The sequence below is a fragment of the Acinetobacter sp. V115_6 genome (assembly GCF_031799025.1).
GTDB classification, from domain to species: domain Bacteria; phylum Pseudomonadota; class Gammaproteobacteria; order Pseudomonadales; family Moraxellaceae; genus Acinetobacter; species Acinetobacter pittii.
In genome coordinates this window covers 1,624,649-1,637,607 of record NZ_JAVQNO010000021.1, presented here as the reverse complement: position 1 = coordinate 1,637,607, position 12,959 = coordinate 1,624,649, and the positions used below count along the sequence as shown (strand labels likewise).

The window sequence follows — 12,959 nt, the reverse complement described above, 5'->3', positions numbered from 1 at the left end:
AAACCATGTATGATATTTTTAACGCTTGATTAAATGAAAAATCAATGGTTTTGAGTGAGTTTTACACTTACCTTGGTGCGTTTTATTAAAAAATAAGTCTAGAGTTTTCTATGCCTTCTAAAATTAAGTTTAAACAGTCAACTCTCTCTCATTCTATGCATTTAATTTTAAAAATGCAGGGCATTCCTAAACTTATTTGTAGCAGCTTGTTGTTAAGCGTTTGCGTAACGCCAAGTTTTGCTCAAACTTCTGTTGAGAATAGTTCATCAACAACTTTAAACCAGACAGTATCTGAGGAGTCAACTGAACAGTCAGCTCAGGTTAACGAGCAATATACTGCTCCAGTTACAGATATCGCTACACTTGTAACCCAAGCTCAGCAGCAACAAGATAGCTTGGCTATATTGCAACAACAAGAACAATTTCCAAATCAAATTGATGAATTTAAGCCAATTACTCTTGATAATCTTGAAGATTTACCCGATATGCCTGTTGATCAAAATATGGCAAATGAAATTTATAGGGTAGCGGAAGAAGCAAAGAATGAAGCACAGAACTTTCAAAATGGGACTCAGAAACTCCCCGAAGTTACTGTAAGCGATGCAACTCAATCTGAATTAAATCAAATTAATCAGGCACCTGTAAATATTGATCAGCTTATGCAAGAAATTAAGTCTGACAGTAAAATTGTAGTTGAAGCCAATGAGACTGGGAAAACACTGCCTGAATTGACACCAGAGGCCGAAGAACCACCTGAGCAAGCTGGTTTCTTTAAGCGTATTTTAAATAAAGTACGTCCGCCGCGTGCAATTCCGATGGAACAAGTACCGCGTATTAGCGCAGAGGTAGAAGGCGCTTCAGATGTGTTAGCTAAAAATATTAAAGGTAAGCTTTCAACATTTACTCAAGAATCTTTTGAAGACTTTAATGCTGCTTTACCTCAGCTTAGAACATTAAGTAATCAGGCTGCTCAAGCTGTGGGTTACTATAATGCTGAGTTCCGATTTGAAAAATTAAGTCCGAGTCGTGTTCGTGTCAGAGTGACACCAAATGAACCAGTACGAATTAATGAGCAAAATATTGAGTTTACAGGTCCAGGCGAAAAGCAGCCACAATTTCAGGTTATTCGCTTAGTTCCTGATCAAGATGTTGGTGATATCTTTAATCACGGTTTATATGAAACCACTAAAACCCGTATTGTCGATGCAGCATCTGATAACGGTTATTTTGATGCTTATTGGCGATTGCATGATGTAAAAGTAAGTCAGCCAGAAAATAAGGCCGATATTAATTTACGCTACGAGACAGGTGAGCGTTATAAATTAGATAAGGTCGAGTTTCGTATGAGCGATCCTTCGAAACCTTTGCCATTAAATCAAAATATCTTAGAAAGTATGGCGCCTTGGAAAGAAGGTGATGACTATGCTTTCTGGCGTGTAAACGTGCTCGCGAATAACTTAACCAACTCGCGTTATTTTAATTACACATTGGTTGATAGCATTAAACCAGATCCAATTGAAAAGCCACTTGAGCTACCACCAGATTTACAAGCTTTGGTGGATGAGCAAAATATTGATGTTGATGAGTCTAATTTACTTTCACCAGAACAACGACAACTTGCGAAAGCACGTCAATTAGCGACATCCAATAAAGAAGTTACGCAAAACGTAGTCGATGAAAAACAGTTTGCCGGAACACAAAATGCAAAACAGGCAGAGCCTCAAACTGCGATGTTGCAAAGTGCCGCAGCTCAGCATGATGAACAGGAAACTGAACAGGATCGTTTACAAGCTCAAGCACGTGAAACAAAAAGAATTCCAGTTATTGTGACTTTAAATGCTGACAAGCTAAATAGTTTGGAAACTGGTATTGGTTATGGAACCGATACGGGGGCGCGTTTACGTAGTCAATATCGCCGTTCTATCGTAAATAAATATGGCCATTCTTTTGATGCCAACTTAGAAGTTTCTGAAATTCGTCAATCGATTGATGGTCGATATAGTATTCCTTATAAACATCCGTTAAATGACTATTTTAATATCGTTGGCGGTTATGAGCGTGAAACACGGGATGATATTGGTCCGGATGTAAGCCTCTTAACCGAATCTGCTGTTGTGGGCGGGGAGCGCGTAATCAAACGTCCATTAGGAAATTGGCAGCATACTATTGGTGTTCGTTATCGTTTAGATCGTTTGACCCAAAAAGGTAATGTTGATATTTCTGAATTACCAGATGCTTTTAAAACAGCTGCATCTGAGCAAGAAGCATTATTGTTTAGTTATGAAACATCTAAAACTTCAAGTAATACACGTTTAAACCCAACAAAAGCTTTTAAACAAACTTATAAATTAGAATTAGGCAGCGAGAGTTTACTGTCTGATGCCAATATGGCAATTGCGAGTGCAGGCTGGAGATTTATTTATTCTCTAGGTAAAAATGATGATCACCAATTTGTTGGAAGATCTGACCTTAGTTATATTTTTACAGATGACTTTGACAAAGTTCCATACAATCTTAGATTCTTTACGGGTGGTGACCAAACGATTCGTGGATTTGACTATAAAAGTCTTTCTCCAGAAGTAGATGGATATAAAATCGGGGGCCAAGCTTTAGCTGTAGGTTCTTTAGAATATAACTATCAGTTCAAAGATGGATGGCGAGCAGCTGTTTTCTCTGACTTTGGTAATGCTTACGATAAAGATTTCAGTAATCCAGCAGCTTATAGTGTTGGGGTCGGAATTCGCTGGAAGTCTCCAATTGGGCCAATCCGTTTAGATGTCGCTTCGGGTATTTCAGATGAGAACCATCCGATTCGTTTACATTTCTTTATAGGCCCACAACTTTAAAAATAAAATTTTATTAGGTTTATTTTATGGCGGAAGTAGAACAGCAGCCCACTTCGGCACCAAGCTCTCCTAAGAAGAAGCGTCGCATTTTGCGTAGCTTCTTGCTGACGATATTGATCATATTGTTATTATTGGCTTCTTCGTTAGTCATCATGATGTCAACGGATCGCGGAAGCCGTTTTTTATTAGATCGGGTTTTAGAAGCTCAGAAAATAATTAAATATGAATACGAAGGCGGGAACTTATTGCGAGGCATTATTCTCAAAAATGTGTTGGTGCAATTAAAAGACGTTGATGTTTCATTAGATCGAGCTGATGTAGGCTTAGGGTGGCGCTCTTTATTATTAGAAAAAGAAGTGCATTTAAGCCATGCAGATGTACGCAACTTACGTATTATTAATAAAACTCCGCCCTCTGGTAAACCGTTTGAATTTAAACCAATCAAATTGCCATTCGTTTTACGTATAGATGAAGGTGATGTTGATCATTTAGAAATTAAGTTAGCAACCTCAGATGTAAGTTTTCATGATGTCCATTTGCAGGATGCACTTTGGTCAGAGACCAAACTGGAATTTGAAAAATCTAGTATGGATATGGGCTATCTTTCAGTCCATAACGCAACAGGTAAAATGGATTTCAGTGGTAAATATCCATTAGATGCCACAGCAGATTTAAGAATCCCATCTTTAAAAAGTCTAAATATTCAAAATATTAAAGTGGCTGCTCGGGGAAGTTTAGATACTATAAAAGCTGGGGTTGCAACAACCACTCCCGATCTATTAACAGGTTGGGTAATATTGCATCCTGTTCGCGATGAAGTTCCAATGCAAGGTGAACTATTATTAAAAAACTATCATTTACCTTTGCTTCAAGAACAAAAACTCTTTGCAAAAAATGGCGTGATCAAGTTTCAAGGTGATATTAAACAGCTTAATTTGGCACTTGATACAGATTTAAAGGGTGAGAATTTACCTGAAGGCCAGTACAACGCTTTAATGAATACTGATTTAGTTCATCAGCTTAATATTACCGATTTCAACGGCCAAGTTATGAAAGGTGCCGTTAATCTTAAAGGTCTGGTGAATTGGAAAGATCATGTGACTTGGGACATCAAAGGTCGTTTAGATCGCATTAATCCTAAAGACAAAGCGATTCCTCAGGTGGTTCAAGACTTTTTACCGCCAAGTTTAGATGCTGCTATTGCTTCAACTGGTTCTTTGGAAAAAGGCACAGAAGTATTTGCTAACGTTGATTTTGACCGTTATGAGTCTTGGAAACTCAAGCTTAATCAGGCGCCTGAAAAAAATAATAAACCTCAACCAATGCTCATGAATGTGGCGTGGGCGAATATAGACCGTGCAATGCCTTATATTGGATGGTTAAGTAGTGATAATGGTCAAGTCGATTTAACATTACGTGACGGTCAACAAGATATTAAGGTTGCTACAAAAGTATATCAGCATGAAAAAACTTTATTGCCAGCAGGACAATATCTAGCCAACCTGAATGTTAAAGATAATATCTTAAATGTTCCTAATTTTAGTTTTGCTGCTGAAAAAGGTAGCTTAACAGGTCAGGCTAAAGTTTTATTACCTACTGAAAAACGACAGCTGGCTTGGAATGCTTTATTAAATGCAAAAGATTTTAATCCGCAAAGTATTCATGCAGCAGCGCCGGTCAATCTATTAAACGGTTCGATTAAGGCAAATGGTTTCGCTAAACCAAACCAGCAAATTATTCAGTTTGAGAAAATTGATTTAACTGGTCGATTGGCTCAAGCAGGTCAAGAAACTGTAAGTTTAGGTGGAAAAAGTACAGCAGCATTATTATTTCATGATGTTAAAGCTGGGGGCGGTTTTAAAGGCTTTGCGGTTAATTATGACGGGTCTTTAAAAGCCTTAAAACAGGCAAATGGTTTGTTGAAGTTTTCTATAGCGGGCACGCCAGATTTTATTCGAATTAGCCAATTACAACACGATGGTGTGGCTGGAAAAATCTATGCTACTGGTTCTGTCAATTTAAAAGACCGCATTGCATGGGATATTAATAGTTCATTAGTACGCTTTAAACCTCAATATTTTGCCTCAACTGTTAAAGGTGAAATTTCAGGAAATCTGAAAACTCAAGGGGTTTGGTCTGATCACTTGAAGCGAATTAATATTCAACAATTGAATCTTGCAGGCTTTTTAAATAATAAACCTGTTCGGGGTAAGGGTAATCTATCTCTATTGATGGATTCTAATCAAAATGGCTTTTTACCTCAGCAATTTGAAGCGAATAACTTATTTTTAGTGTATGGACAGAACCAGCTACAAGCTACTGGCAATGCACAAAATCTAAAAATTAAGCTGAATGCGCCAGCACTCTACGAGTTATATCCGGGACTGCGCGGTCGAGCTTATGGTGATTTGAATGTTCAATCACAACCACGTTTAAAAGCAACAGCGAATATTGCCGTAGATAATTTTGCTTTTAATACACTTGTAAGTGTGAAGAGATTGAGTATTCAGGGTGAGCTTCCAACATCGGAAACAACACCGACTCAATTAACCGCAAAATTAAATAATCTACGTAGCGGAAATAGAGAAATCCAGTCTGCTGAAGTGAATTTGACAGGAACAAGAAAAGCACATTTATTGAAAGTACTTGGCAATAATAGTGTTTCCAAGTTCTATGTTCAGTTGGCAGGTGGATTTAATCAAAAGAATGATTGGTTAGGTCAAATCCAGAAAGGAAGTTTTGATTCACGACGAATTCGTCTGGCACAAAATCAAAATGCTCCAGTAATTTTTTCTTCGGCGAAATCTGAGCTATATGTGGGCCAACATTGCTGGCAAAGTACCAATAGTCAGCTCTGTTTTGATCAGCCTGTCCGAGTGAGTAAAGCACGAGGTAATATTTCTTTTGTAACTCAGAACATGGATTTAAGCGACTTCGCGGCATTTATGCCAGAAGGCTTAGCGATGACTGGACAATTAAATGGTTACGCTAAGGCATCGTGGGTAAATGGCGGTAATCCAAAACTTGATGCGCGTTTAATTACGCGTAAAGGTGAAATCGGTTTAGCTGCTGAAGATCCACAAGATCCTGCAACGACTTTGGCTTATGATGAGTTAGGGGTAATTGCAAAAAGTGTATCAGAGGGTCTGTTATTCCGTGTTGATGTGAAAACACCAGATATTGGTACGGGCTACGCGAACGTTATTATCAACCCATTCCAGTCTTCAATGCCAATGCATGGTGAAGTGGCCTTTAATGATGTTCAATTAAAAGTCTTGAAACCATTTATTCAAGATGTTCGCTCAATGAGTGGAACGTTAGCCTTGGCTGGTAAAGTCAACGGTACATTAACTCAACCTCAGTTTACTGGTGAAATGCGTCTGAAAAATGGTGCGATTAGCATGATTTCTTTGCCAGTAAATCTAACCAATGTGCAGGTATATTCATCAATTCGTCAGGATATGGCAACAATTGATGGAGCATTTAATAGTGGGCAAGGTGTAGGCTTGCTTAAAGGTAGTTTTGAGTGGAAAGATGCGCCACGCCTTCAATTAAATCTGAAAGGTGATAATTTACTGGTACGTCAAGCGCCATTAATTACCGCAATTGCCAACCCGAATCTGACACTTGATATGTATCCTTTTGATAAGCGGTTAAGTTTAAAAGGATCTGTAGATGTTCCTCGTGCACGTATTTCAATGCCAGAAACAACTGCTCCAATTATTAATACCTCATCAGATGTTCGCATCGTGCGCCAAGGTCAAGACCCACTTGCAATTTTACGGGCCGCTAAACCTTGGGATATTCGAGCTGACATTTCTGTTAATATTGGAAAACAAGTGATCTTCCAAGGCTTTAACAGTAATATTCCGTTAGTTGGTCGTCTAAACTTAAGCCAACGTGGCTATGAGACTGCAATGAGAGCTAACGGAGCGATTGGTGTTAGCCAAAAAGTGAAAATTGAAGCTTATGGACAAAGTCTAGACTTAAACCGAGCAATTGCCCGTTTTAATGGACCATTGGCTAACCCGACTTTAGATATCGATGCGAACAAAAATGTTCAGGGTAGTATGGTTGGGGTACGTGTTACAGGTACTGCAACATCGCCAAACATTCAGGTCTATAACGATGCAGGTTTATCTGAGCAAGAAGCATTGAATGCGCTTGTGACTGGTCGTATTAATGAAGGTTCGAGTGGCTTAAGTAATGCAGAAGGTTTTAAATCTGATGTAAACAACACCATTGCAGCTGCGGGTATTAGTATGGGCTTGGGTGGTACACGTGCTTTAACTAACCAGATTGGACGTACGTTTGGTTTGAGCGGTTTAGCTTTAGATGCACAAGGTACAGGTGATGATACACAAGTGAGTTTAACGGGTTATATCACACCGGATCTGTTTATTCGTTATGGTGTTGGGGTGTTTACTCCTGTAAATAAACTCACATTACGTTATCAAATGAATCGACGTTTATACTTAGAAGCAAGTCAATCTTTAGAAAGAGCAATCGATCTTTTCTACAACTGGCGCTTTTAGTTAGTTGAAACCAATAATGAATAAATTAAAAGCTCACTATTGTGGGCTTTTAATTTAATAACGCCTTCATAACATTTAAAAAAGTTGAGTATTTATGATTTAAAGTATCGCTTCTCTTAAGAGTAAAGAAACCTTGGATAGGTATTGATTAAAGAAAATTCACTTGAAAATTGCTGTTTTATAAATTAGTTTTCAGAAACATTAAATGAAATTAGATTGATATACCTTGTTGATAAATGCAAATAAGGTGGGTTTTTTCAAGGATATAGTAGTGAATATAGATACTTATGTTGAAATTAAAAATGGCAAGGAAAACGATATCAACGTTAAATATCGTGGCCTAATTCAAAAATTAACAGCAACATTGTCATTGACGCTCTTGTCATTTGGATGGTGCTCCACCGTAAATGCTGCACAACAACAAATTGCTTTAGTAGGAACATGGACATCAATTCCTAATGCACCGCTTGCGCAAAAACCAAAACAAGCCAGTGAAGGCTTATACCAGCTTCACGTGAATAGCGATGGAACTTTAACTCCCGTTAAGGTGTTGAAAATGAAAAGTCCTTCTTGGATTGTGAAATCGAAAGATGGCCGTTTTGCATATACCACTAATGAAGAAAACGAAGGTGCGGTGACCGCATTATCTATTCAAAACGGAAAGGTGGAAGTGTTGAACACAGTGGATAGTCATGGTGGACATCCAACACATGCAACAATCAGTTTAGATGGTAAGTTCCTGTTTGTATCGAACTATTCGGCATTTGATAAAGGTCGTGGTGGTGTGGCTGTTTTGCCAATTTTACCAAATGGCCATTTGGGCGAAAAAGTACAAAATATTGTTTTTGAGGAAGGTTCTGGCCACGTCAAAGGCCGCCAAGAAAGTGGACATGCTCATTCCACAACTTTTAGTCCGGATGGTAAGTATTTATATGCTAGCGATCTTGGAAATGACAAAGTCTATGCATTTCGTTATAACCCGAACAAGGCTCAGCCACTTGAAGCGGATACCAACCGCGATGTAACTTTTACACATGGTTCTGGCCCGCGTCATATGGTCTTTTCACCAAATGGCAAACATGCGTATGTTACCGCAGAAATGCGAAGTGAAATTGTGACATTTAACGTGCAAGATGGTCATTTGAAAAAAGTTGCTGAGCTAAAACTAATTCACGAGGACAAAACACCTGAATTTAAGAGTGCGAGTGGAATTATTCTTAGCCCAAATGGTAAATATGTGATTGCTGCCAATCGAGGTGCAGATAACAAACTTTTAGTATTTAAAATCCAACAGAATGGATTGCTAGCTAAGCCAGTTGTTTATAAAGCGAATGGTATTGAACCACGTGCTTTCTCATTTGATGCATCTGGTAAGTATCTATATGTAACAAATGTTTATAGTAACAATATTAGTTTATTCCGTTTTGATGCAAAAAATGGCACCTTAAAACCAGCTGGCGATGCAGCAAAAATATCAACACCTACGGATATTAAATTCTTTAATTAATCCAAAACATGAAACTGACCTTTCTAGTACTTAATACAAAAGACCGAGATTTTGTTATCTCGGTTTTTTATAGCAGTTTTGGCAAAAACGATGATTTTCCGTATGATATGGGCAGCAATAATTAGTGTAGTGAAATGATGAAAAAGATTTTATTGATTGCAATGAGTTTGCTCTTTGTTGGTTGTTCGGAAAAGAAACCATTAACACCAGAAGAGCAGTGGCATGGCTTTTGTACTAGCGTAGGAAATGCTGCAAGAAGTATTGTTTTTGATCGTCAGCAAGCAATTGAAAAAACTCAGGCAGTTGAGCATGCAAATAAGATTGAAGATGAGATAACTAAAAAATTCATTCTTAATGTTATTGAAAAAGTTTATGCAATTCCAAAAGAAGAACTGACAAAAGATCCTCAAGCAATCCAAGAAAAAGTTAGAAAGCAAATGATGGATGAATGTTTGGTAACCCCTCATGACAAAATGCCAAAATATAAATCATTCTAATTGTGGATGAGGTTATTGAATTTTCATCTGGCTGAAGCTCTTTTTGCTTAAAAATAGCTCAATTTAGCCCAATTTGCTCATTATTTACACACTGGTATTTAGATACAAAATAATGGGCATCACGGAGAAACACCCCGCGCTCATTAACTTTTACCTTGAACTCTAGTAAACTTTTGTAGTCCATATTACTTGTGAAGCTTTTAAGAAAGCTGGAATTTGCAAGTAATTTTTCAAAAAAAGAGGAATGAACACCGTGCTAGAAGCTTACCGCCAACACGTTGAAGAACGTGCCGCACTCGGAGTCCCACCGAAGCCACTTGATGACGCTCAAACAGCTCAGCTTGTTGAACTATTAAAAAATCCACCAGCAGGCGAAGAAGCGTTCTTGGTAGATTTGCTTGAAAACCGTGTTCCTGCAGGTGTTGACCAAGCAGCTTACGTAAAGGCAGCATTCTTGGCAGCGATTGCAAAAGGCGAAGCAACTTCACCACTCGTTTCTAAAGAACGTGCAGTTTACTTACTTGGTACTATGCTAGGTGGTTATAACGTAGCACCACTTGTTGAACTTCTTGATAATGCCCAACTTGCAGGTTTAGCTGCTGAAGCATTAAAGAAAACTCTTCTTGTATTTGATGCATTCCATGACGTAGCAGATAAAGCAAAAGCTGGTAATGAAGCCGCTAAAGCTGTTTTACAATCTTGGGCTGAAGCAGAATGGTTCACTAGCCGTCCTGACGTTCCAGAAGAAATCAAAATTACTGTGTTCAAAGTAACTGGTGAAACAAACACTGATGACTTGTCTCCAGCTCAAGATGCTTGGAGCCGTCCAGACATTCCATTACACGCAAATGCAATGTTGAAAAACGAGCGTGATGGTATCAACCCTGAAAAACCAGGTGAAGTTGGTCCATTAAGCCAAATTAAAGAACTTATCGCGAAAGGCAATCAAGTTGCTTACGTTGGTGACGTTGTTGGTACGGGTTCAAGCCGTAAGTCTGCAACTAACTCTGTTCTTTGGTTCTTCGGTGATGAACTTCCACACATTCCAAATAAAAAAGACGGTGGTGTGTGCTTAGGTTCTAAGATCGCTCCAATTTTCTTCAATACTATGGAAGATGCAGGTGCATTACCTGTAGAAATCGACGTTGCTAACATGAATATGGGCGACGAAGTAGTATTGAAAATTGACCATGCTGCTGCAAAAGTAACTGCCTTTAAAGATGGCGTACAAATCTCTGAAGCAGATCTTAAAACTCCAGTACTTTTAGACGAAGTACGTGCGGGTGGTCGTATTAACTTGATCATTGGTCGTGGTTTAACTGCTAAAGCACGTGAAGAACTAGGTCTTGCACCTTCTACATTGTTCCGTACTCCAGTACAACCTGCTGACACTGGCAAAGGCTTCACACAAGCTCAAAAAATGGTTGGCCGCGCATGTGGTTTACCAGAAGGTCAAGGTATCCGTCCAGGAACTTACTGTGAACCTAAAATGACTACAGTTGGTTCTCAAGATACAACAGGTCCAATGACTCGTGACGAGTTAAAAGACTTAGCATGCTTGGGCTTCTCATCTGACTTGGTAATGCAGTCTTTCTGTCACACTGCTGCGTATCCAAAACCAGTTGACGTAACAACTCACCATACATTACCTGACTTCATCATGAACCGTGGTGGTGTATCTTTACGTCCAGGTGACGGTATTATCCACTCTTGGTTAAACCGTATGTTACTTCCAGATACAGTAGGTACTGGTGGTGACTCACATACTCGTTTCCCAATCGGTATTTCATTCCCAGCGGGTTCTGGTCTTGTTGCGTTCGCAGCAGCAACTGGTGTTATGCCACTTGACATGCCTGAGTCTGTACTTGTTAAGTTCAAAGGTAAAATGCAACCTGGTATCACTTTACGTGACCTTGTACATGCAATTCCTTACTACGCAATTCAAGCGGGTGATTTAACTGTAGAGAAGAAAGGTAAGAAAAATATCTTCTCTGGTCGTATCCTTGAGATCGATTTATCAGAAATGGAAAATGACTTGACTGTTGAGCAAGCATTCGAACTTTCTGATGCGTCAGCTGAACGTTCTGCTGCTGGCTGTTCAATCACACTTTCTGAAGAGAAAGTTGCTGAATACCTACGTTCTAACATCACGATGTTGAAGTGGATGATCGCAGAAGGTTATGGCGATGCACGTACACTTGCGCGTCGTGCTGAAAACATGCAGAAGTGGTTAGATAACCCAAGCTTGTTAAAAGCTGATGCTGATGCTGAATACTTAAAAGTTTACGAAATCGATCTAGCTGACATCAAAGAACCAATTCTTTGCTGCCCGAACGATCCAGATGACGCGAAACTTCTTTCTGACGTACAAGGCGACAAGATTGATGAAGTATTCATTGGTTCTTGTATGACTAACATCGGTCACTTCCGTGCAGCTGGTCAGTTACTTGACAAAGTACCTGGTGGTTCATTGTCTACTCGTTTATGGTTGGCTCCACCAACTCGTATGGACGAGCACCAATTAATGGAAGAAGGCTTGTATAACATTTATGGCCGTGCTGGTGCACGTACAGAGATGCCGGGCTGTTCATTATGTATGGGTAACCAAGCACGTGTAGCGCCGAACACAACTTGTGTATCGACTTCTACTCGTAACTTCCCGAACCGTTTAGGTCAAGGCGCAAACGTTTACTTAGCGTCTGCTGAGCTTGCATCAGTAGCTGCGGTTCTTGGTAAATTACCAAGCCCAGAAGAATATCAACAGTACGCGTCGCAAATCGACAGCGCTTCTGCTGACATCTACAAATACTTAAACTTCGACAAGATGAGCGAATATACTAAAGAAGCTGATCAAGTTGATACTAAGAAAATCCAAGCTGCTCAATTGACTTAATACGTCGATTTAGTACAAAAAAGGAGCTGATTATTCAGCTCCTTTTTATTTTAAATGAGACTTTGTACATTATTAGACTTAGAAAATAATAAATAGATCAAATTTTATTTAATGAAAATGTAAAAATAAATATTACTCTAGATATTAAATTGATTTTTGTTTTAAAATATTTGAACGAACTTGAAAATAATTAAAAAAAATATGAGTATTTTATATAGGGAACTTAAGAATGCTAAAGACAATTGTTGAATTTAAATTTGATGATTATCAATTATATGACCAAAAAACTTATGCTGATGAAGGTGGTATTTTAGTTCAAAAAACTGAAGATATTGCACAATATATTTTTAGTATATTAAAGAATAGATATCATTTAAATGTAGAGTTATATAGTGAAAGCTGGGGGTGGGAAATTGAGATTCCCTTAGCTGAAATAACAATGTATCTCGGAATTAGTGTTTATGAAGAATATAGTAATGGATTCGCAATTTTTATTTCTCCAAATACTCCGATTTTAAGAAAATTCCTATTTAGAAAAATTGATATTACTCATCATATTATGGTGTTGCAAAATTATATAAATATTATCTTAAAATCACATCCAGGCATCTATGATGTGATGTGGTGGGAAGAGAATGAATTTCGATGTGTAGCCACGAATTGATGAAAAAATTAAGGCTT

The 12,959-nt window shown here is 38.5% G+C and carries 6 protein-coding genes; all 6 read left to right on the top strand.

Annotation, left to right across the window (positions count from 1 at the left end; genetic code table 11):
* The first annotated feature begins 110 nt into the window (after positions 1-110).
* Positions 111-2,846, top strand: coding sequence for an autotransporter assembly complex family protein (locus RMA94_RS16145; protein WP_206216549.1), 2,736 nt, complete (start codon positions 111-113; stop codon positions 2,844-2,846).
* A gap of 26 nt (positions 2,847-2,872) precedes the next feature.
* A complete protein-coding gene (locus tag RMA94_RS16140) occupies positions 2,873-7,381 on the top strand; it encodes a translocation/assembly module TamB domain-containing protein (RefSeq protein ID WP_060464654.1) in 4,509 nt (1,502 codons plus the stop codon).
* A gap of 271 nt (positions 7,382-7,652) precedes the next feature.
* Positions 7,653-8,888 carry a lactonase family protein gene (locus RMA94_RS16135; RefSeq protein ID WP_311083765.1) on the top strand — a complete coding sequence of 412 codons (1,236 nt, stop codon included), beginning with the start codon at positions 7,653-7,655 and terminating at the stop codon, positions 8,886-8,888.
* Between the two features lie 134 nt (positions 8,889-9,022).
* On the top strand, positions 9,023-9,385 hold the full coding sequence (locus RMA94_RS16130; RefSeq protein WP_078221083.1) for a hypothetical protein: 363 nt from the start codon (positions 9,023-9,025) through the stop codon (positions 9,383-9,385).
* 253 nt (positions 9,386-9,638) lie between these two features.
* On the top strand, positions 9,639-12,278 hold the full coding sequence (locus RMA94_RS16125; RefSeq protein ID WP_068529825.1) for a bifunctional aconitate hydratase 2/2-methylisocitrate dehydratase: 2,640 nt from the start codon (positions 9,639-9,641) through the stop codon (positions 12,276-12,278).
* Positions 12,279-12,507: 229 nt separating this feature from the next.
* Positions 12,508-12,942 carry a hypothetical protein gene (locus RMA94_RS16120; RefSeq protein ID WP_005068573.1) on the top strand — a complete coding sequence of 145 codons (435 nt, stop codon included), beginning with the start codon at positions 12,508-12,510 and terminating at the stop codon, positions 12,940-12,942.
* Positions 12,943-12,959 lie beyond the last annotated feature (17 nt).